Raw genomic sequence first — 21036 nt, 5'->3', positions numbered from 1 at the left:
TTGCAGTCTAGCATTCAGCGTTGCAGGCGCGACCGCTCCGGGAGGTGGTCGCGGTGTGGAACCCCGTGAAATCCGCCAGCCCAAGCGCCCGAAACCACAGCTGCATTTCTGAGCAGTGGGTCCGGCCAGCGGGCGGTACGAATTGTGCTTGACTCGCTACAGGCCTGGCGCTACCACGCGCCGGTCGTCCACGGGTCCTCACCCGTCCGCCATTGGTGTCGCCAAAAAGGAGCGCTGCCGGTGGCGTCGGTGGGGCTTCCTATCTCGCACACGAACACGGTTCTGGCCAGCCGAAACCGTGAACGGTGCAGTCGCCTCTCGGAACAAGGAGTCTCTTCCGGTCGCATCGGGAACAAAACGCTCGCAGCGCACCTCGCTGGCGTAGCTCAACCGGTAGAGCACCTGTTTTGTAAACAGGCGGTTAGGGGTTCGAGTCCCCTCGCTAGCTCGAAGCAGAAGATCGCACGAAGCACATACGAAAACTTGCGGAGGGTTGCCCGAGTGGCCAAAGGGAGCGGGCTGTAAACCCGCCGGCTTACGCCTGCATTGGTTCGAATCCAATACCCTCCACTCAGTCAGACGGAAACGAAGGAAAGAGGAGAACGAACGCGGGAGTAGCTCAGTTGGTAGAGCGTCAGCCTTCCAAGCTGAACGTCGAGGGTTCGAATCCCTTCTCCCGCTCCGCAGGTTCCCGAGAGATCAGTCGGCCCACATAGCTCAGATGGTAGAGCGCGTCCTTGGTAAGGACGAGGTCAGCAGTTCAATCCTGCTTGTGGGCTCGAAGGTGAAGAGACCCTCTTAAATTGCATCAAAGAAGGTAGTGAAGCGATGGCCAAGGAGAAGTTCGTACGTTCGAAGCCCCACGTGAACGTGGGCACGATCGGTCACATCGACCACGGCAAGACGACGCTGACTGCGGCGCTGGTGAAGGTGCAGAGCAAGAAGAATCTCGCGAAGGAGATCCGCTACGCCGACATCGCGAAGGGTGGCATCGTCCGTGACGACACGAAGACGGTGACCATCGCGGTTTCGCACGTGGAGTACGAGACGGCTGGGCGGCACTACGCGCACGTCGATTGCCCGGGCCACGCGGACTACATCAAGAACATGATCACGGGCGCGGCGCAGATGGACGGCGCGATCCTGGTGGTGAGCGCGCTGGACAGCGTGATGCCGCAGACGCGGGAGCACGTGCTGCTCGCGCGTCAGGTGGGCCTGAACCACATCGTGGTGTTCCTGAACAAGTGCGACGCGGTGGAAGACCCGGAGATGCTCGAGCTGGTCGAGATGGAAGTCCGGGAGCTCTTGAACAAGTACAAGTTCAACGGCGACAACGCGAAGATCGTGCAGGGCGCGGCGCTGCCGGCGCTGCAGGGCGACGCGAAGTGGGAGGCGAAGATCGACGAGCTGCTCGGGGCTCTGGACTCGGAGATCCCGCAGCCGCAGCGCGAGGTGGACAAGCCCTTCCTGATGGCGGTCGAGGACGTGTTCTCGATCAAGGGCCGCGGCACGGTGGCCACGGGCCGCATCGAGCGCGGCAAGGTCCACGTCAACGACGAGGTCGAGATCATCGGCTTCGACCGCGACAAGAAGACGGTCGTGACCGGCGTTGAGATGTTCCGCAAGTCGATGGACGAGGGTCAGGCCGGCGACAACGTCGGTTGCCTGCTGCGCGGCATCGACAAGGACCAGATCGAGCGCGGCCAGATCCTGGCGGCGCCCGGCAGCATCAAGCCGCACAAGAAGTTCATGGGCGAGGTGTACGTGCTGAAGAAGGAGGAGGGTGGCCGTCACACGCCGTTCTTCACCAACTACAAGCCGCAGTTCTACATCCGCACGATGGACGTGACCGGGAGCGTGACCCTGCCCGAGGGCATCAAGATGGTGATGCCGGGTGACAACGTGACCGTGGAAGTGGAGCTCATCACCAACGTGGCGCTGGAGGAGCAGATGCGCTTCGCCATCCGCGAAGGCGGCAAGACCGTCGGCGCGGGCGTCGTCACCAAGATCATCGAGTGAGAAGAGGAGAGTGGCTGCGAGCGACGTTACCAGCCGGCCAGGGCGACTCCGCGTCGCCCTCGCTTGTGAGGTCTGCGGCGAGCGCAACTACAAGACGACAATCGCGCGCCGCGAAGGCTCGCAGCCACTGTGCCTCAAGAAGTTCTGCAAGACCTGTGAGCGCCACACGGTGCACAAGGAGAGCAAGTAGAGAGAAGCCCCCGAAAATCCAGCGAAAGACGCGAGTTTTTGGGAAACCACAGGGGTTTAGCTCAGTTGGTAGAGCAGCGGATTCCAAATCCGCAGGTCGTGGGTTCGAGTCCCTCAGCCCCTGCCACGGGAGCGGTTCGGCCCCCTCGGGGGCGTGACGAAGGCACGTGGCGGCAGAGCCCGACGCGAGGAAGCAGAAGATGGCACGCAAGGACGAAGAGAAAGACGACGAGCTGAACGAGGACGAAGAGTCCGCGAGCGGCGACGCGTCTGCCGAGGAGCGCGACGACGACGAGCGCTCCGAGGACGAGTCCGACGCCGGCGCCGAGGACGAGGCCGAGGAGTCTCCCGAGGCTCACGAGCGCGAGCGCGCCGAGCACGAGAGCGCCGACCTGGCGCTGGAGGCGAAGGCCCTCGCCCACGAGTCCACGGAGACGGCGGCCGAGCAGCTGGGTGCCTCGGCCCGCTACGTCCACGCAGCGTTCTTCATCGGCGGCATCCTGCTCGCATTCATCAGCTCGAAGATCATCGGGGTCGCCTGGGGCGCCCTCGCCGACTGGCCCGCGGCGACCCGCGCGGTGCCGCTGCTCCTGCGCTTCGCCGAAGACGAGCGCGGCAGCTACGCGCTCGGTATCGGCGCGCTCATCGGCATTCTGACGATCGTCCAGGTCTACCGCAAAGAGCACGTGCGGCGCTGGGCGGACGAAGTGGCGCTCGAGCTCACCAAGGTCACTTGGCCGAGCCGCGAGACGGTCACCAACGGCACCATCGTCGTGATCGTGGCGAGCATGATCGCCACGGTCTACGTGGCGTTGCTCGACCGGTTCTGGGGATTCCTCACTCACCTGGTGTACGGCGCATGACTGAGCCTGAAACGAACGAGATGCTTGCTGCTCCGGCGGAGACTCCCGGCGAGGAGACCTCCTCCGCCAAGAAGTGGTACGTCGTCACCACCTACTCCGGCTACGAGAACAAGGTGAAGGCCGCGCTCCAGGAGCGCATCCGCCAGTTCAAGATGGAGGAGAAGTTCGGCGAGGTCCTGATCCCGTCGGAGACGGTCACGGAGTCGGCCAAGGACGGCAAGCAGCGCGTCAAGACCAAGACCAGCTTCCCCGGATACGTCTTCGTCGAGATGGAGATGAGCGAGCACGCCTGGCACCTGGTCAAAGACACGCCGAAGGTCACGGGTTTCATCGGCAACCAGCGCCCGCAAGAGGTGAAGCCGCCGCACATCGAGGATCTCCGCAAGGGCATCGTCGAGGGCGCCGTCAAGCCCAAGCCCCGTCATCAGTTCCAGGAAGGCGACGAGGTTCGCGTCGTGGTCGGCGCGTTCGCCAACTTCTCGGGCACGGTCCAGGAAGTCAAACCCGACAAGCAGAAGCTCAAGGTCATGGTCAGCATCTTCGGGCGTCCCACGCCGGTGGAGCTGGATTTCTCGCATGTAGAGAAACGGTAGAGAAAAATGGCAGCCGCAAAGAAAAAGATCAGCGCGTTCATCAAGCTCCAGCTCCCGGCGGGCAAGGCGAACCCGTCGCCGCCGGTCGGCCCCGCGCTCGGCCAGCACGGCGTCAACATCATGGGGTTCTGCAAGGACTTCAACAGCAAGTCCGCGCCCCTGGGTGACACCATCATCCCGGTCGTCATCACCGTGTACGCGGACCGCTCGTACTCGTTCGTGATGAAGTCGCCGCCGGCCAGCGTGCTGATCAAGAAGGCCTGCGGCCTGCCGAGCTCCAAGAAGCCCGGCTCCGGCTCCAAGGAGCCGAACAAGACCAAGGTCGGCAAGCTCACCTGGGCGGAGGTCAAGGAGATCGCCAAGACCAAGATCCAGGACATGAACACCACCGACCTCGAGTCGGCGGCCAACAGCATCGCGGGCACCGCCCGCAGCATGGGTGTGGACGTCCACAAGTAAGCCCACCCCGCGACCAAGCGTACTGGAACGGAGGCTCGACCCCGTCGGCGCCGAGTACCCCGCTCTCCAGGAGTCGAAAGACGAAAACCATGGCAAAAAAAGACAGCAAGAAGAGAACCAAAGCGCTGGCGGCGTTCGACCGCGAGAAGCGCTACTCGGTCGAGCAGGCCGCAGGGTTCGTCAAGCAGGCCGCCTACGCGAAGTTCGACGAGAGCGTCGACGTCGCGGTGCGCCTGGGCGTGAACCCCAAGCATGCCGATCAAATGGTGCGTGGAGCCATCATCCTCCCGCACGGAACCGGCAAGAGCGTGCGCGTGCTCGTGTTCGCGAAGGGCGAGAAGGAGAAGGAAGCGCTCGCCGCGGGCGCTGACTTCGCCGGCTCGGACGAGCTGGTGGCGAAGGTCACCGAGGGCTTCATGGACTTCGACCGCGTCATCGCCACCCCGGACATGATGGGCGCGGTCGGCAAGCTCGGCCGCGTGCTCGGTCCGCGCGGCCTGATGCCGAATCCCAAGGTCGGCACCGTCACCCCGGACGTGGCCAAGGCCGTGCGCGAGGCGAAGGCCGGCAAGGTGGAGTATCGCGTCGACAAGGCGGGGGTCGTCCACTGCCGCATCGGGCGGGCCTCGTTCGACCAGACCAAGCTGGCCGAGAACACCCACGCGCTGATCCGCGAGCTCATCGCGAAGAAGCCGTCGACTGCCAAGGGCGTCTACCTCAAGAGCCTCACGCTCTCGAGCACCATGGGCCCCGGTGTCCGCATCGACCCGGCCACGCTGGTCGCCGGGGAAGAGGAGCACTGAGATGCTACGCACGGAAAAAGAAGAAGCGATCCAGGTCCTCAAGGATCGATTCTCGAAGATGACCTCCGCGGTGTTCCTCGACTTCACGGGGATGACCGTCGAGGAGGTGAGCAAGCTTCGCGACGCCTTCCGCGCCAAAGGCGTGGAGTACAAGGTCGTCAAGAACACGCTGGTCAAGCAGGCGCTCAAGAGCGAGACCTGGAGCGGCGGCCTGGCCAAGGCCCTGAAGGGCATGACCGGCGTCGCCTGGAGCTACGAAGAGCCGAACGCCGCCGCCAAGGTGGTCAAGGACTTCAAGCGCGAGAACGAGAAGCTCCAGATCAAGGCCGGCGTGCTCGAGGGCCAGGTCCTCGACGGCAAGAGCGTCGAGGACACTCTGGCGACCATGCCCGGCAAGGACGAAGCCAGGGCGATGCTGCTCGCGCAGATGATCGCGCCGGCACAGCGCTTCGTGATGCTGCTCAACGCTCCGGCCCGTGAAATGGTCGGCGTGCTGGCGGCGAAGCAGCGCAAAGACGAGGGCTGACAGGCCCCGTCACCCAAACACTTCCAGAAGAAACCAAGAAACCAAGAACCCAAGATTCCGGCGCCGCGACACCCAAGTTTCGGGGCCTTGATGGAGCAAGAAAATGGCTGAGATTACTCGTGAGCAGGTCGTTGATTACCTTTCCAACCTCCCGGTCATCCAGATCGCGGAGCTCGTGAAGGAGCTCGAGACCAAGTGGGGCGTTTCCGCAGCGCCGGTCGCGGTTGCTGGTGCGGTCGCCGCCGGTGGTGGTGGCGCCGCCGCCGCCGAGGAGAAGACGGAGTTCGACGTCATCCTCGCCGACGCGGGTCCGAGCAAGATCAACGTCATCAAGATCGTCCGCGAGCTCACCGGCCTTGGCCTCAAAGAGGCGAAGGACCTGGTCGAGGGCGCGCCGAAGGCCCTCAAGGAGGGCATCGGCAAGGACGAGGCGGCCGACATCAAGAAGAAGCTCGAAGAAGCCGGCGCAAAGGTCGAGGTCAAGTGAGGCCCTCGGGGTGCTGGGGCCGAGCCAGAAGGCTTGGCCCCAAAGCCCCAGAGCATTGTCGCTTGACCCCGCTCCGAACGCTTCCGTTTCCCCAGCGCGTGGCCACCACGTGAACGTCGTGGTGTGCCGCCGCGCCGGCGTTTTGTCGGCACGGCAGCGCGCAGCGATTTCCCGACTCCATCGATCCCGCTTTGGGCCCCTCGGCCCTGTTTCGGGCCCGGCTCTCGGCCCCCCCCACCGCGCAATCTGCGCGGTCCCGTGACTCCCCATCGGAGGAACCGCGAATGGCATCCAAGGTCCAGTCGAACTTCCGGCACCGCAAGAACCTCGGTCAGATCGACTCCGTCGTCGACATCCCCAATCTGATCGACATCCAGAAGTCCAGCTACGACAAGTTCCTCCAGTCCGAGCTCGGTCCGCGCGATCGGCGCGAGATCGGTCTCGAAGAGGTCTTTCGCAGCGTCTTCCCCATCAAGGACTTCGACGGGACCAGCGAGCTCGTCTACGTGTCGTACAACCTCGAGAAGCCGAAGTACGACGTCGACGAGTGCCGGCAGCGCGGCATGACCTTCGCCGCACCCATCAAGGTGACGACGCAGCTCATGGTCTACGACACCCGCGAGGGTGGCGAGCGCATCGTCCGCGACATCAAGGAGCAGGAGGTCTACTTCGGCGAGATCCCGCTGATGACGGAGACCGGCACCTTCATCATCAACGGCACCGAGCGCGTGGTCGTCAGCCAGCTCCACAGGAGCCCCGGCGTGTTCTTCGACCACGACAAGGGCAAGACCCACTCCAGTGGCAAGCTGCTCTACTCGGCCCGCGTCATCCCCTACTCGGGCTCGTGGCTCGACTTCGAGTTCGACCACAAGGACATCATCTACGTGCGCATCGACCGCCGCCGGAAGATGCACGCGACGGTGCTGCTGCGCGCGCTCGGCTACAGCTCGCAGGACCTCTTGAACTACTTCTACTCGACGGAGACCATCTTCCTCGAGAAGGGTGGGAAGTTCGGCAAGAGCATCGAGTTCGATCTGCTCCCAGGGCAGCGCTCGACCCGCGACATCAAGGTCGGCTCCGAGGTCGTGGTGCGCAAGAACACCAAGTTCACCCGCGCCGCCATCAAGAAGCTCAAGGAAGCCAAGATCGATCGGCTGCCCATCGAGGTCGTCGAGCTGGTGGGCAAGGTCAGCGCCCAGGACGTCATCGACAAGGAGACCGGCGAGGTCCTGCTCGAGTGCAACGAGGAGGTCACCGAGGTCACCCTGGAGCGCCTGCGCGAAGCCGGCGTCGACCACTTCAAGGTGCTGTTCATCGACGGCCTGAACGTGGGGCCCTACCTGCGCGACACGCTGATCGCCGACAAGGTGAAGACCACCGAGGACGCGATCATGGAGATCTACCGGCGCCTGCGCCCCGGTGATCCGCCGACGCTGGAGACGGCCAAGCAGCTGTTCAACAACCTGTTCTTCAACATGGAGCGCTACGACCTGTCGGCGGTCGGCCGGTTGAAGCTCAACTACAAGTTCTACCGGGACCTGCCGGAGGACCAGAAGCCGGGCCTCGACCAGACCATCCTGTCGCCGCAGGACATCCTGGAGACGGTGCGTCACCTGATCGAGCTGAAGAACGGCCGCGGCTCGGTGGACGACATCGACCACCTCGGCAACCGCCGCGTCCGCGCGGTGGGCGAGCTGATGGAGAACCAGTACCGCATCGGTCTGGTCCGCATGGCCCGCGCCATCAAGGAGCGCATGAGCGTGTCGCAGGAGATCGACACGCTGATGCCCCACGACCTGATCAACGCCAAGCCGGTGGGTGCCGTGGTCAAGGAGTACTTCGGGAGCTCGCAGCTCTCGCAGTTCATGGACCAGACCAACCCCCTCAGCGAAGTCACCCACAAGCGCCGCCTTTCGGCCCTCGGGCCCGGCGGCCTGACCCGCGAGCGTGCAGGCTTCGAGGTGCGCGACGTCCACGCCACCCACTACGGCCGCATCTGCCCGATCGAGACGCCGGAAGGTCCGAACATCGGCCTCATCGCCTCGCTCTCGACCTTCGCGCGCGTCAACGAGTACGGCTTCGTCGAGACGCCGTACCGCAAGGTGGAGCACGGCCGGCTGACCCCCGAGGTGCACTGGTTCAGCGCGCTGGAGGAAGAGCAGAAGTACATCGCTCAGGCCACCGCGGACATCGACGACAAGAACAAGTTCAAGGGCTCCCTGGTCAGCGCTCGCTTCAACGGCGAGTTCCGCATGGCGGCACCGGACCAGATCGAGTTGCAGGACGTCGCCCCGAACCAGATGGTGAGCGTCGCTGCGGCGCTGGTGCCGTTCCTGGAGCACGACGACGCCAACCGCGCGCTGATGGGCGCGAACATGCAGCGCCAGGCCGTGCCGCTAGTTCGCACCGAGGCGCCGCTGGTCGGCACCGGGATGGAAGGCCGCGTGGCCATCGACTCGGGCGTGTGCGTCATCGCCAAGCGCGACGGCGTGGTGGAGAGCGTGGACGCCGAGCGCATCGTGGTCCGCGCCACGGGCGCCGAGGGCGACGAGGTGCCGGACATCTACCAGATGACCAAGTACCAGCGCTCGAACCAGAGCACCTGCTACAACCAGAAGCCCATCATCCGTCCGGGTGAGGTGGTGAAGGCCGGCGACGTGCTCGCCGACGGCGCGGCCACCGACATGGGTGAGCTGGCGCTCGGGCAGAACGTGCTCGTCGCGTTCATGCCCTGGCAGGGCTACAACTTCGAGGACTCGATTCTCCTCAGCGAGAAGCTGGTCCGCGAGGACATCTACACCTCGGTCCACATCGAGGAGTTCGAGTGCGTCGCCCGCGACACCAAGCTCGGCAAGGAAGAGATCACCAAGGACATCCCGAACGTCGGTGAGGAAGCCCTGAAGGACCTCGACGACGCCGGCGTGGTGCGAATCGGCGCCGAGGTGAAGCCCGGTGACATCCTGGTCGGCAAGATCACTCCGAAGGGCGAGAGCCAGCTCTCTCCGGAAGAGAAGCTCTTGCGCGCCATCTTCGGCGAGAAGGCCGGCGACGTTCGCGACAGCTCGCTGAAGGTGCCCCCGGGCGTCAGCGGCATCGTGATCAACGCCCGCATCTTCAGCCGCAAGGGCACCGACAAGGACGAGCGCGCCAAGGCCATCGAGGACCAGGAGCGCGCCAAGCTCGAGCGCACCCGCGACGAGGAAGTGAAGATCTTCCGCGACAGCTTCTTCCGCAAGATCAAGAGGGTGCTCACGGGCAAGGTCACCACCGGAAAGCTGGTGGACGACAAGGGCAAGGTCCTGCTCGCCAAGGGCGCCGAGCTGAACGACGAGGCCTTCGAAGGCGTGCCGCGCAAGTACTGGGGCGAGATCCCGGTCGAGACCGGGGCCGATCAGGTCGCGCAGCTCCTCACCGACCTGGAGGACATGGTGCGCGCTCGCGAGGAGCACTTCCGCGAGAAGATCGAGCGCCTGTCGCGCGGCGACGAGCTGCCGCCCGGCGTGATCAAGATGGTGAAGGTCTACGTCGCCATCAAGCGCAAGATCCAGGTCGGCGACAAGATGGCCGGCCGCCACGGCAACAAGGGCGTGGTGAGCCGCGTGCTGCCGGAAGAGGACATGCCGTACTTAGCCGACGGCACCACCGTCGACATCGTGCTGAACCCGCTCGGCGTGCCGAGCCGCATGAACGTCGGGCAGATCCTCGAGACCCACCTGGGGTGGGCGGGGCGTCAGCTCGGTCGCCAGCTCTCCGAGATGGTCGAGCAGAAGTTCAGCCCCGACAAGGTCAAGCAGAAGCTCGCGGACGTCTACTCGGGCGACGAGAAGTTCGTGAAGACCATCAAGAGCCTCTCGAACGACGAGGCCTACGATCTGGCTCGGAAGCTGCGACACGGAGTGCTGTTCGGCTCACCGGTGTTCGACGGTGCGCGCGAGTCCCAGATCAAGGAGGCGCTGGCGCTGGCGGAGCTGCCGTCGAGCGGTCAGGCCATCTTGTTCGACGGACGCAGCGGCGACCCGTTCGAGCAGGATGTCACGGTGGGCATCATGTACATGCTGAAGCTCCACCACCTGGTCGACGACAAGATCCACGCGCGGTCCATCGGGCCGTACTCGCTGGTCACGCAGCAGCCGCTGGGTGGCAAGGCGCAATTCGGCGGGCAGCGCCTGGGTGAGATGGAGGTCTGGGCCATGGAAGCCTACGGCGCCGCCTACGCGCTCCAGGAGTTCCTGACCGTGAAGAGCGACGACGTGCAGGGCCGCACACGCATGTACGAGTCGATCGTCAAGGGCGAATACGCGCTCGAGGCGGGCCTGCCGGAGAGCTTCAACGTGCTGATCAAAGAGCTGCAATCGCTCTGTTTGAACGTCGAGTTGGTCGAAGGCCCGGCCGGTCCCGGCAGCGCCGCGGCTGCGGAAGAGTGAGTAGGGAGACGAACCATGCGTGACATCTTTTCGTTTTTCGAGAAGCCCAAGGATCCCCTCTCTTTCTCCGCGATGCGGATCTCGCTCGCGAGCCCGGAGAAGATCCGCGAGTGGTCCCACGGCGAGGTGAAGAAGCCGGAGACCATCAACTACCGGACCTTCAAGCCGGAGCGGGACGGCCTGTTCTGCGCGAAGATCTTCGGGCCCGTGAAGGACTACGAGTGCATCTGCGGCAAATACAAGCGCATGAAGCACCGCGGCATCGTCTGCGAGAAGTGCGGCGTCGAGGTGATCCAGAGCAAGGTGCGGCGCGAGCGCCTGGGCCACATCAGCCTGGCCACGCCGGTCGCCCACATCTGGTTCCTGAAGAGCCTGCCCAGCCGCATCGGCAACATCCTCGACATCACGCTGAAGGATCTGGAAAAGGTCCTGTACTGCGAGGCGTACATCGTCATCGATCCGAAGGACACCGGCCTCTCGGCGGGTGAGCTCCTGACCGAGGACCGCTACACCCAGCTGCTCGACGAGTACGGCGAGGACCGCTTCAGCGCCGGCATGGGCGGCGAGGCGGTGCTCGAGATGCTGAAGCGCGTGGACGTACACAGCCTCTCGGAGTCGCTGCGCCACGACATGCGCACGAGCACCAGCGACGCGAAGCGGAAGAAGTTCGCCAAGCGGCTGAAGGTGGTCGAGGCTTTCCGTGGCTCCGGGAACCGCCCGGAGTGGATGATGCTCACGGTGATCCCGGTGCTGCCGCCGGATCTGCGGCCGCTCGTTCCCCTGGATGGCGGCCGCTTCGCCACCAGCGATCTGAACGACCTCTACCGTCGCGTCATCAACCGCAACAACCGCCTGAAGCGCCTGCTGGAGCTCAACGCGCCGGAGATCATCATCCGGAACGAGCGCCGCATGCTGCAGGAGGCGGTGGACGCGCTGTTCGACAACGGTCGTCGCGGCAAGACCATCACCGGCCCGAACAAGCGCCCGCTCAAGAGCCTGTCCGACATGCTCAAGGGCAAGCAGGGTCGCTTCCGCCAGAACCTGCTCGGCAAGCGCGTCGACTACTCGGGCCGCTCGGTCATCGTGGTCGGCCCGGCGCTCAAGCTGCACCAGTGCGGCCTGCCGAAGAAGATGGCGCTCGAGCTGTTCAAGCCCTTCATCTACAACAAGCTGGAGGAGCGCGGCTTCGTCAACACCATCAAGAGCGCCAAGAAGATGGTGGAGAAGGAGCGTCCCGAGGTCTGGGACATCCTGGAAGAGGTGATCACCGAGCACCCGGTGATGCTGAACCGCGCGCCGACCTTGCACCGCCTCGGTATCCAGGCCTTCGAGCCCGTGCTGATCGAGGGCAAGGCCATCCAGCTCCACCCGCTGGTCTGCGCCGCCTTCAACGCCGACTTCGACGGCGACCAGATGGCGGTGCACGTGCCGCTCAGCATCGAGGCGCAGATGGAAGCGCGCGTGCTCATGATGAGCACGAACAACATCCTCTCGCCGGCGAACGGTCGCCCGATCATCAACCCGACCCAGGACATCGTGCTCGGGCTCTACTACGCGACCCGCATGCGCCGCTTCGCGCCGGGCTCCTTCCGCGAAGGCTCCTTCAAGGTCGACGAGAAGAAGGGCGAGCTCCAGGGCTACCTGCGCGGTGTCTTCTCTTCTCCGGCCGAGGTGCGCATGGCCTACGACAACGGCGTCGTGGACCTGCACGCCGGCATCAAGGTCCGGGTCACCGACCGGGACGAAGAAGGCAAGCCGCGTACGCGCATGCTCGAGAGCACCGTCGGTCGCGTGCTCATCAGCGAGATCCTGCCGGAGAGCATCCCGTTCGACTACGCGAACAAGGTGCTCAACAAGAAGGCGCTCTCGGCGCTGATCGACGTCTGCTACCGCAAGCACCGCAACAAAGAGACCGTGCTCCTGGCGGACCGCCTGCGCACGCTGGGCTTCAACTTCGCGACTCAGGGTGGCGTGTCGATCTGCATGGACGACATGATCATCCCGCCCAAGAAGAAGGTCCTGATCGACGAGGCGCAGGCCGAGCTCGAGAAGGTGGTGGACCAGTACCAGGAAGGCCTGATCACCGACGGCGAGCGCTACAACAAGGTGGTCGACATCTGGGCCGGCGTCGCCGACCGCGTCACCGAGGAGATGATGAACGTGATCGGCCGCGAGACCGTGGTCGATCCGGAGACGGGTGAGAAGGTCGAAGAGGCCAGCTTCAACCCCGTCTACATCATGGCCGACTCCGGCGCGCGTGGTTCGACCCAGCAGATGCGCCAGCTGGCCGCCATGCGTGGCCTGATGGCCAAGCCCTCCGGCGAAATCATCGAGACGCCGATCACCGCGAACTTCCGCGAAGGCCTCACCGTGCTGCAGTACTTCGTCAGCACGCACGGCGCGCGCAAGGGCCTGGCCGACACCGCGCTCAAGACCGCGAACTCCGGCTACCTCACCCGCCGCCTCGTGGACGTGGCGCAGGACGCCGTCGTCGCCGAGTTCGACTGCGGCACTCTCGACGGTATCCGCGTCACCAAGCTGGAGGAGGCCGGCGAGGTCATCCAGCCGCTGGGCGACCGCATCCTGGGCCGCGTGGTGCTCGAAGACGTCGTCGATCCGCTCACCGGCGAGGTGCTGGTCGAGAGCAACACCGAGCTCGACGAGGCGCTGGTCCGCAAGATCGAGGACGCCGGCATCGAAGAGGTCGTCATCCGCTCCGTGCTCACCTGCCAGACGCGCCGCGGCGTGTGCGGCATGTGCTACGGCCGCGACCTGGCGCGTGGCTACCGCGTCAACATGGGCGAGGCCATCGGCATCATCGCTGCCCAGAGCATCGGCGAGCCGGGCACCCAGCTCACCATGCGGACGTTCCACATCGGTGGCGCGGCGGCGCGCGGCAAGATCGAGCAGAGCTCGCTCGAGACGCGCACCGAGGGCACGATTCGCCTGCGCAACACCCAGATGGCGCTCAAGCAGGACGGCACCATCGCCGTCATGAACCGCCACGGCGAGCTCGTGATCATGGACGACACGGGTCGCGAGCGCGAGCACCACCGCCTGGTCTACGGCGCCATCCTCAAGTACAAGGAGGGCGATCGCGTGCCGGCCGGCACCATCGTGGCCGAGTGGGATCCCTTCGCGAGCCCGATCCTCACCGAGGTCGGCGGCATCGTGAAGTTCGGCGACCTGGTCGAGGGCGTCACCGTCATCGAGAAGGTCGACGAGGTCACCGGCCTCAGCCGCAAGATCGTGATCGAGAGCCGCGCCGCGGATCTGCGTCCGCGCATCACCATCACCGACCCCCAGACGGGCGAGGCGATGAAGCTGCCGGGCACCGAGCTCGACGCGCGCTACCTCTTGCCGGTCGGCGCCAACATCGTGGCGCTCGAGGGCGAGGAGATCAATCCGGGCGAGGCCATCGCCAAGATCCCGCGCGACACCACCAAGGTGCAGGACATCACCGGCGGTCTGCCCCGCGTGGCCGAGCTGTTCGAGGCCCGCAAGCCCAAGGATCACGCCATCATCAGCGAGATCGACGGCGAGGTCTCCTTCGGCAAGGACACCAAGGGCAAGCGCAAGCTCATGATCACGCCGTTCGCCACGGACGGCGCCCCGCTGCCGGATCAGGCGCGCGAGTACCTGATCCCGAAGGGCAAGCACATCCAGGTGCAGCCGGGCGACCACGTGCGCGCCGGCGATCCGCTCCAGGACGGCCCCGCCAACCCGCACGACATCTTGAAGGTGAAGGGCGAGAAGGAGCTGGCGGCTTGGCTCGTGAACGAAATCCAGCAGGTCTACCGCCTGCAGGGCGTCGGCATCAACGACAAGCACATCGAGGTCATCGTGCGCCAGATGCTGCGTCGCGTGCGCATCAAGGAGGTGGGTGACACCAACTTCCTGGTCGACGAGCAGGTCGAGAAGTACCTGTTCGAGAAGGAGAACACGCGCGTGATGGAGCGCGGCGGCCAGCCCGCCGTCGCCGAGGCGATGCTGCTCGGCATCACCAAGGCGTCGCTCTCGACGGAGAGCTTCATCAGCGCCTCGTCCTTCCAGGAGACGACCAAGGTGCTCACCGAGGCGGCCATCTGCGGCAAGACGGACGATCTGCGCGGCATCAAGGAGAACGTCATCATGGGCCGGCTCATCCCCGCCGGCACGGGCCTGCCGCCCTACAAGCGGCTGAACCTGGTGGTGGACGACTCCGGCGAGCGCTACGCGCCCATCGCCATCCAGCGCGCCACGCCCGCCGAGATCGCCGCGGCCGTCGGCGAAGAGTGAGCTAGGCCTGCGCTAGCGAAAGACGCGAGGCGTTCGATCGCAAGGTCGGGCGGCTCGTGTGTTTTGTGCAAGAGAAGTGGGCGACGACGACCCTTGGAAGTCCCGACGGGCTCACGATTGCTCACAACTCTGCCGGTGCGGCCACGGATCGGGAGAGAACCGCCAAGACGCCAGAAAGAACGCCAAGTTCGCCAAGAAGAAAATTCACACCTTCAGAGACTCGAAGATTGAGAAGTCTCTGACTTGGCGAACTTGGCGCTCTTGGCGCTCTTGGCGCCTTGGCGGTTTTCTGAGGGTCGAGGCGGCCGTCAGGTCAGTCCGTCGTCGAGTCGCCCGTGGCGTCGCCGGTCGGGGCGTCGCCCGCGGCGTCGCCGGTCGGGGCGTCGCTCGAGGCGTCGCTGCCGCCGTCCGTGGTGCCGCCGTCGCCGGCGCCCTTGAGCGTGGCGCAGTACGCGGCCGTGTCGCACGCGGCGCCGCAGTAGTTGCAGTACATGCAGTCTTCCATCGCCAGGTAGTTGGCCTTGCCGTTCGGATGCAGAGCGATGCACTGCTTCACGCAATCGGCGCTCGTGGCGTCGAACGCCGTCGGACATGCGGCGACGCCGGCGTCGGGCTCTCCGTCGACGACGCAGTCCCAGATGGCGCTGCACTCGTCGTCCGCGAGGCAGGCGGTGATCTCGGCGTCGCACGCGCACTCGACGTGGTCTTGGTCTTGACAGACGTCGCAGGCGTCCGTGCTGTTGGGATCCGGCGCTGCCGGGCATCCAGCGCTGCCGCCGCTGCCACCAGTGCTGCCGCCGCTGCCGCCGGTGCTGCCGCCGCTGCCGCCAGTGCTGCCGCCGCTGCCGCCGGTGCTGCCGCCGCTGCCGCCCGTGCTACCGCCGCTGCCGCCGCCGCTGTCGTCGCTTCCGCAGCCGCTCCCGAGCGCACCCGCCAGCAAGAGAGTCGTTCCGAGCGCCAAGACCCCACGCAAAGTCGATCGCATGCGCAAGAGAATACACGACGCGATCGCCGGCTCGGCGCGAAAGTGCGAGGCTTGGGCGCATGTGCGCTCTCGCTGTCCATCCCTTCGGGGTGCTCCGGCCACGGCCCCGAGCCGTCTGATTGCTGAAGAATTACGCGCGGGTTAATCGCCGCGCGGCGGAGGCCTCAAGGACCCGACGGCGCCATGCCGCGCTCGGTGGTCACCTTGTCCCAGGCCAGGTAGGCGCCGTAGCCGAGCACCAGCAGCGCGGCAGCGAAACCGACGAAGATCAGCGGCCCACGGCGGCGCGTGCCGAACTTCGAGGTGTCCGGGATGGATTGGAACTGGCGCGGCGACGTCGCGTCCTGTACCTCCGTGATCACGGTCGGCGGCGGAAGGACGATCTTGGGTGCGGTCTTCGCCTGACGTGAAGGGCCCGACTCGGAATCGACGGGCGCCTCGCGCGGGATGGGTGGGAGCGGAGCGTCGGTCCCCGTCGCCGCGGGTGGCGGTCGGTCCGAAGCTGGCGGTCTCGGAATCGGGGGCAATGGGCCGGGCGCCTTGGCGACACTGGCGGGCATCGGGATGTCCGGCAGGTTCGTGGGTGGCTTCTTCAACGTCGGTGCGTCCGAGAACGCCGGGGACTCGGTGTCGGCGGCAGGGATCTCGAGCGGTGCCGGTGCCTGCGCTCGCGGTGCGTTCTCGTCACCGATCAGCGCGTCGATCTCCGCATCCGAGGAGGCCTCCGAGCGCGTGAAGCCCTGAAGGGACGACGGAGTCTTGAGCTCCAGCGCGGCGTACATGCTGCTGCTCGACTGTTCGATGGCGGACTCGAACTCGTGCGCGAGCTGCTTGCGCTGCTCCGCCGCCTCGAGCGCCCGCTGGATCGTGCGTCTGCGCCGCGCGACGCGCTCCGACATCTTGGAGTTCACGTACGTGGCGACGTCCGACTGCGTGGTCGGTCCGCAGCACTTGACCAGGGCCGCTTCGACCGCGCGCTGCATCTCGTCAGCCGTGGCATAACGGCCGTCGGCGGCGTATGAAAGCGCGGTGTAGGCGATCTCCGCGACCTCTGGCGGGATGCCCTTGATGGGCTCCGGAGGCAGGCCCTGCACGACCTGGTGCAGGGTCTGGATCTGGTTGTCGCCCTCGTAAGGCGTCCGTCCCGCCAGGAGGTGGTAGAGCATGATGCCGGCCGACCAGATGTCCGCGCGCCGATCCACCGCCTTGCCCAGCGCCTGCTCGGGCGACATGTAAGCCACCTTGCCCTTGATGACGCCGGCGGCCGTCTCTGGCGCGATGCGGTCCACTGCCTTCGCCACGCCGAAGTCGATGAGCTTCACCTCGCCGCTGACGCTGAGCAGGACGTTCGACGGTGACACGTCACGGTGCACGACGTTGAGCGGTTCGCCGCGCTCGTTCTTGAGCTCGTGAGCCGCGTGCAGCCCCGCGCACGCGTCGGCGACGACCCTGAGCACCACGTTCAGCGGCATCTTCTCGCCCTTGCTGTGCACGGCACGGCGCAGAGCAGCAGCAGACTCGCCCTCGATCCACTCGAGGACGAGGAAGATCACGCTGCCCTGGTGACCCAGATCCAGGATCTGAGCGACGTTCGGGTGTCGGATGCGCGCGATGATGTTCGCCTCGTCGAGGAACATCTTCTCGAACTTGTCGTCGTGGGCGTGCTCGGCGATCATGGTCTTGATCGCCACGAGCTTCTCGAAGCCGAGCTTTCCCTGCAGGCGCGCGACCCAGACCTGCGCCATGCCGCCCTGGGCCACGGGGCAGAGCAACTCGTACCGGTCGAGCAGCTGGCCGGGCACGAGCGTGGGCGGCGGGGGGGTCGAGCCCATGCGGGATCTGGTTTTCGGCTGTCTTGGCCCGCGTTTCAAGTCGAGAGATGGCGCCCGCGCCGACTTCACAGGTCGGCTGCGGGGAAACGGCACAGTCGGCGCTCCGCGCGAGAGACCGTTCTCGACAGCAGGGCGTCCGGTGTAGTCTCCGTCTCGATGGCGACGAACCCCATCCTCGGGCTCGACGTTTACATTGCGCTGGCCGCCGTGGGCTGGGCGGACGGCGAGCTGACGCGGCAGGCTGCCGACGCGATCTTGCGCACCGCTGCGGAAGAAGGCCTCGACATCGAGGCGTTGCAGAAGCTCGAGGAAGCAGTCAAGAACCGCGTGGACATGGGCGTGGTCGATCGCATGAACATGTCCAAGGCCGATCGCCTGTTCGTGTACGCGGTGGCCTCCTGGATCGCGACGCTCGACGGCGAAGCCTCGGTCAGGACGAAGGAGGCCCTGACGCAGCTGGCCGCCGCGCTCGGGGTGCCGGAGGCGCCCCGCCAGCACGCCGACGAGATCCTCCGGGAGATCGCCGGCGAGGACGACCGGCCAGAGCGCTTCGATCTGCGCTTCCTGCGCGAGACCTTGGATCAGCGCCTGGACGCCGCGCGCGCGGCGCGGCTGGCGCAGGCGGGCGAGGGCGGCTGAGGTCGGGTCGGCCGCGTCAGGCGCTCCGCGCCTGGGCGTGTCGCACCGTGACCCGGAGCGAGCCAATGCGACGGCGGCTGGTCTCGAGGACCTCGAAGCGGACCTCCCCGACCTCGACGACGTCGCCGACCTTCGGCTGACGCCCGAGCTCGGAGAGCACGACCCCCCCCACCGTGTCCTCGTCCCGTTCGCTGAACTCGACGTCGAGCGCGTCCTCGAGGTCCATCACCAGCAGCGCACCCGAGACCCGGAACACGTTGCCCGACTCCCGAACCATGTCCGGCTTCTCCTGATCGAACTCGTCCTGGATCTGCCCGACGATCTCCTCGATCACGTCTTCCAGCGTGACGATTCCGCTCACGCCGCCGTATTCGTCCACCACGGCCACCATGTGCTCCTTCTCCTTGCGCATGCGCCGGAGCAGTCGGTCCAGGGTCAGCGTCTCGGGGACGAAGTGGATCTCCCGCCTCACGGCTTCGAGCGACTTCGGCAGTTCGGCGGCCCTGAACAGGTCCTTGATGTGGACGATGCCGATCGCCTGGTCGAGGTCCTCCTTGCACAGCGGGAAGCGGGTGAACTCGGTCTGGCGCGCGATGTCGAGGTTCTCTTCCAGCGAGCGGTGCAGCGACAGGTAGGTGACGTCGGCACGCGGGACCATGACCTGGCGCGCCGTGCGGTGGGACAGCTCGAAAACGTTGTCGAGCAGCTCGCGCTTCTGCTTCGAGAGCCGCCCCGTCGGACCCGAGGACAAGAGCAGACGCAGCTCCTCCTCGCTGTGGTCCGCGTGCCCGCTCCCGGTGGCCTCGACGCCAACCAGCTTCAGCACTGCGTTGGTGGTCAGGTTCAAGAGCCAGGTCAGCGGGAAGGTGAGCTTGTGGAACAGGAACATGGGCACCGAGACCCACAAGCTGACGGCCACGGCGTTCTTCAGGCCGAGCCATTTGGGAGCCTGCTCGCCCAGCACGATGTGCAGCGCCGTGATGGTGAAGAAGGCGGCGGTGATGCCCACGGTCTGTTGGACGGCTGGGCTGAGCCCGGGGAACTGGGCGAACAGCGGGCGCAGGATCCAGGCGAAGGCTGGCTCTCCGATCCAGCCCAGCGCGAGGCTGGCCAGCGTGATGCCCAGCTGCGCCGCGGACAGGTACGAGTCCATCCTGCCGAGCACGTGCTGCGTCATGCGCGCTCGGAACTCGCCCTTGTCGGCTCGCGGCTGGATCTGAGTGGGACGCACCTTGACCAGCGCGAACTCGGCGGCCACGAAGAAGCCGTTCAGGGCGACCAGCAGGAGCCCCAGCGAGAGCCCCAACCACGGAGACATGCTCGGGGTCGCTGTCGCTCCCTCCGCTAGGTTCGTGCTCAAGTCCCGGTCCTCGACCCCGCGCGCACGATCCGGCGCGCCAATCCGCCTCGACCTATAGCGCAACGCGACCCCGGGGAGAAAACCAGCGCATTTGTCGGCCATTTCCGGCTTCGGGGCGCGCGTCGCCGCGGCGCGTTCCGGACGAAATCTTGGCCCGCGTGCGCGGATCCCGATACGCGCCTAGGGAAGGGAGGCCTGACTTCATGCTCGGAGCGAGTGAGCTCGACGCCGCTTTCATCGGGATCGTGCTCTTGGAGGGTGCGTTCGTCTCTTGGCTCATGGCGCGGTCGCGGCGGGAGCGGGACCCCGGGCTGGTCCACGACGCGGTGCGCCTCGGCCTCCGCGCGAGCCGTCGCCGGGCCTGATCCGGAGGGGGATCGACTTCGCTGGTGCTACACCGCACCGGGCGAGGCATGAACCGGCGAAGCATCCTCTGGGGCGTCGTCGCCGCCGTCGTGGCGGTGGGGGTCGGCCTGTCGCTGCGCGCGCCGCGCGAAGCCGCGCCGCTGCCGCCGCGGGGCCCAGCGCCGGTCGCGCCGCCGTCCCGAGCGGCGCTGGTGGTCACGGTCACGAGCGCCGGAGCGCCGGTGGCTCGGGCCAAGGTGGCGCTCGCCTTCGGCGACGACCTGGTCGCGTCCGGAGAGAGCGACGAGGCGGGCGAGGTGTCCCTCGGCGATCTCGCGCCTGGACGGCTGCGGCTGATCGTCGGCCACAGCCGCCACATGCGTCAGGAGCGCCAGGTGGACCTCCCGGTGGGCTCGACCCGAGTCAGCGTCGAGCTGCCGGCCGCGGCGGCGCTCGTCACCAGGGTCGAGGACCCACTGGGGCGGCCGCTGCCTGGTGCGACCGTCCGCGTGGTGGCCGCTGGCGAGCGCGAGCGGGGTCGCTGCGAGACGCCACCCGACGGCCGCTGCGAGGTCGGCGAGCTCGAGCCCGGGGCCTACGTCGTGCACGCCTTCACCGGGCGACACCGGCCGGGCCGGGGCGAGGTCCGGCTGGAGGCGGCCGGCACGCTCACCGAACACACGGTTCGGCTCGAGGCCGGCCGCGTGCTCTCGGGACGCGTCGTGGACGAAACCGGCGCCGTCGTGCCCGGCGCCCGCGTCGGCAGCTCCGACGAGGGCGGCGCGATTGTCACGGCGGACGAGCAAGGGCGCTTCGAGCTGACCGGGCTAGGCGACGCGCCCGTCAACGTCTTCGCGACCGCGGAGGGTTTCGCGCCTCGACACCTGCGCGCCCTCCGTCCCGGCTCCGCGAACGTCGAGCTCCGCCTACAGAAGCCGGCGAGCGTGGAGGCCCGCGTGACGTTGGCGAGTGAGGCGAAGTCGTTGATGGTGAGTGTGTGTGAGTACGATTCGCATTTTTCGCAGGAAGTCTGCGTGGCGCGCCGGCTGTACGAGCCGCCGGAGGGCGAGGTCGTCGTGGAAGGCCTGCCCTCCGGCACCTACGAGCTGGTGCTCGAAGCGAGTGGCCACCACCAGGAGCGGGTTCGAATCCAACTCTCGCCCGACCGACGCACGGACGCGGGCGAGCTCAGCTTGCGCGCGGCGCGCTGAAACACGGGTTCAGGGTTGTCAGG

The 21036-nt window shown here is 66.4% G+C and carries 15 protein-coding genes, 5 tRNA genes and 1 pseudogene; 18 read left to right on the top strand and 3 right to left on the bottom strand.

Features of this window, described 5'->3' with window-relative positions; translation table 11 throughout:
- The first annotated feature begins 375 nt into the window (after positions 1-375).
- From HS104_00890 to rpoC, 15 genes are all read left to right on the top strand, one after another.
- Positions 376-448: transfer RNA gene (locus tag HS104_00890), tRNA-Thr, on the top strand.
- A gap of 39 nt (positions 449-487) precedes the next feature.
- A tRNA-Tyr gene (locus HS104_00885) sits at positions 488-570 on the top strand.
- Positions 571-608: 38 nt separating this feature from the next.
- Positions 609-681 (top strand) — tRNA-Gly (locus tag HS104_00880).
- Between the two features lie 25 nt (positions 682-706).
- Positions 707-779: transfer RNA gene (locus tag HS104_00875), tRNA-Thr, on the top strand.
- 49 nt (positions 780-828) lie between these two features.
- Positions 829-2019: an elongation factor Tu gene (gene tuf, locus HS104_00870; GenBank protein MBE7478532.1), complete on the top strand. Its 1191-nt coding sequence runs from the start codon at positions 829-831 to the stop codon at positions 2017-2019.
- A gap of 10 nt (positions 2020-2029) precedes the next feature.
- Complete coding sequence (rpmG, locus tag HS104_00865; GenBank protein ID MBE7478531.1) at positions 2030-2209, top strand: 50S ribosomal protein L33; 180 nt, start codon at positions 2030-2032, stop codon at positions 2207-2209.
- Positions 2210-2259: 50 nt separating this feature from the next.
- Positions 2260-2335, top strand: a tRNA-Trp gene (locus HS104_00860).
- 73 nt (positions 2336-2408) lie between these two features.
- Positions 2409-3071 carry a preprotein translocase subunit SecE gene (gene secE / locus HS104_00855; GenBank protein MBE7478530.1) on the top strand — a complete coding sequence of 221 codons (663 nt, stop codon included), beginning with the start codon at positions 2409-2411 and terminating at the stop codon, positions 3069-3071.
- Positions 3072-3091: 20 nt separating this feature from the next.
- Positions 3092-3664: a transcription termination/antitermination protein NusG gene (nusG, locus tag HS104_00850; GenBank protein ID MBE7478529.1), complete on the top strand. Its 573-nt coding sequence runs from the start codon at positions 3092-3094 to the stop codon at positions 3662-3664.
- 6 nt (positions 3665-3670) lie between these two features.
- Positions 3671-4123, top strand: coding sequence for a 50S ribosomal protein L11 (rplK, locus tag HS104_00845; protein MBE7478528.1), 453 nt, complete (start codon positions 3671-3673; stop codon positions 4121-4123).
- Between the two features lie 89 nt (positions 4124-4212).
- On the top strand, positions 4213-4926 hold the full coding sequence (locus tag HS104_00840; GenBank protein MBE7478527.1) for a 50S ribosomal protein L1: 714 nt from the start codon (positions 4213-4215) through the stop codon (positions 4924-4926).
- Between the two features lies 1 nt (position 4927).
- Positions 4928-5452, top strand: a complete 525-nt coding sequence (locus tag HS104_00835; protein MBE7478526.1) for a 50S ribosomal protein L10 — start codon at positions 4928-4930, stop codon at positions 5450-5452.
- Positions 5453-5555: 103 nt separating this feature from the next.
- Complete coding sequence (rplL, locus tag HS104_00830; GenBank protein ID MBE7478525.1) at positions 5556-5939, top strand: 50S ribosomal protein L7/L12; 384 nt, start codon at positions 5556-5558, stop codon at positions 5937-5939.
- Between the two features lie 284 nt (positions 5940-6223).
- Positions 6224-10363, top strand: a complete 4140-nt coding sequence (rpoB, locus tag HS104_00825) for a DNA-directed RNA polymerase subunit beta (protein MBE7478524.1) — start codon at positions 6224-6226, stop codon at positions 10361-10363.
- 15 nt (positions 10364-10378) lie between these two features.
- Complete coding sequence (rpoC, locus tag HS104_00820) at positions 10379-14641, top strand: DNA-directed RNA polymerase subunit beta' (GenBank protein MBE7478523.1); 4263 nt, start codon at positions 10379-10381, stop codon at positions 14639-14641.
- A gap of 745 nt (positions 14642-15386) precedes the next feature.
- On the opposite strand, the pseudogene HS104_00815 reads toward rpoC, so the two are convergent.
- Together HS104_00815 and HS104_00810 are read right to left on the bottom strand one after the other, a co-directional pair.
- Positions 15387-15524 (bottom strand): annotated as a pseudogene (locus tag HS104_00815) (FmdB family transcriptional regulator).
- Between the two features lie 266 nt (positions 15525-15790).
- Positions 15791-17458, bottom strand: a complete 1668-nt coding sequence (locus HS104_00810) for a protein kinase (GenBank protein MBE7478522.1) — start codon at positions 17456-17458, stop codon at positions 15791-15793.
- A gap of 156 nt (positions 17459-17614) precedes the next feature.
- On the opposite strand from HS104_00810, the gene HS104_00805 reads away from it, so the two are divergent.
- Complete coding sequence (locus tag HS104_00805) at positions 17615-18097, top strand: hypothetical protein (protein ID MBE7478521.1); 483 nt, start codon at positions 17615-17617, stop codon at positions 18095-18097.
- Between the two features lie 16 nt (positions 18098-18113).
- Here HS104_00805 and HS104_00800 read toward each other — a convergent pair whose 3' ends face one another.
- Positions 18114-19415 carry an HlyC/CorC family transporter gene (locus HS104_00800; protein ID MBE7478520.1) on the bottom strand — a complete coding sequence of 434 codons (1302 nt, stop codon included), beginning with the start codon at positions 19413-19415 and terminating at the stop codon, positions 18114-18116.
- A 245-nt stretch (positions 19416-19660) separates the two neighbouring features.
- Between HS104_00800 and HS104_00795 the strand changes: the two genes are divergently transcribed.
- Both HS104_00795 and HS104_00790 read left to right on the top strand, forming a co-directional pair.
- Complete coding sequence (locus tag HS104_00795; protein ID MBE7478519.1) at positions 19661-19822, top strand: hypothetical protein; 162 nt, start codon at positions 19661-19663, stop codon at positions 19820-19822.
- A 48-nt stretch (positions 19823-19870) separates the two neighbouring features.
- Positions 19871-21013 (top strand): carboxypeptidase regulatory-like domain-containing protein, encoded by a 1143-nt coding sequence (locus HS104_00790; protein MBE7478518.1) that lies wholly within the window; start codon positions 19871-19873, stop codon positions 21011-21013.
- Positions 21014-21036 lie beyond the last annotated feature (23 nt).

It is taken from the genome of Polyangiaceae bacterium, from assembly GCA_015075635.1.
Taxonomy (GTDB): Bacteria; Myxococcota_A; Polyangia; order Polyangiales; family Polyangiaceae; genus JADJKB01.
This window is presented reverse-complemented; position numbering and strand designations above follow the sequence as displayed.

Coding starts and splice junctions, on each gene's coding strand:
- rplL (MBE7478525.1), top strand. CDS start 5,556: ATGGCTGAGATTACTCGTGAGCAGGTCGTTGATTACCTTTCCAACCTC.
- rpoC (MBE7478523.1), top strand. CDS start 10,379: ATGCGTGACATCTTTTCGTTTTTCGAGAAGCCCAAGGATCCCCTCTCT.
- HS104_00790 (MBE7478518.1), top strand. CDS start 19,871: ATGAACCGGCGAAGCATCCTCTGGGGCGTCGTCGCCGCCGTCGTGGCG.
- rplK (MBE7478528.1), top strand. CDS start 3,671: ATGGCAGCCGCAAAGAAAAAGATCAGCGCGTTCATCAAGCTCCAGCTC.
- HS104_00810 (MBE7478522.1), bottom strand. CDS start 17,458: ATGGGCTCGACCCCCCCGCCGCCCACGCTCGTGCCCGGCCAGCTGCTC.
- secE (MBE7478530.1), top strand. CDS start 2,409: ATGGCACGCAAGGACGAAGAGAAAGACGACGAGCTGAACGAGGACGAA.
- nusG (MBE7478529.1), top strand. CDS start 3,092: ATGCTTGCTGCTCCGGCGGAGACTCCCGGCGAGGAGACCTCCTCCGCC.
- tuf (MBE7478532.1), top strand. CDS start 829: ATGGCCAAGGAGAAGTTCGTACGTTCGAAGCCCCACGTGAACGTGGGC.
- rpoB (MBE7478524.1), top strand. CDS start 6,224: ATGGCATCCAAGGTCCAGTCGAACTTCCGGCACCGCAAGAACCTCGGT.
- HS104_00840 (MBE7478527.1), top strand. CDS start 4,213: ATGGCAAAAAAAGACAGCAAGAAGAGAACCAAAGCGCTGGCGGCGTTC.
- HS104_00835 (MBE7478526.1), top strand. CDS start 4,928: ATGCTACGCACGGAAAAAGAAGAAGCGATCCAGGTCCTCAAGGATCGA.
- HS104_00805 (MBE7478521.1), top strand. CDS start 17,615: ATGGCGACGAACCCCATCCTCGGGCTCGACGTTTACATTGCGCTGGCC.
- HS104_00800 (MBE7478520.1), bottom strand. CDS start 19,415: ATGTCTCCGTGGTTGGGGCTCTCGCTGGGGCTCCTGCTGGTCGCCCTG.
- HS104_00795 (MBE7478519.1), top strand. CDS start 19,661: ATGCTCGGAGCGAGTGAGCTCGACGCCGCTTTCATCGGGATCGTGCTC.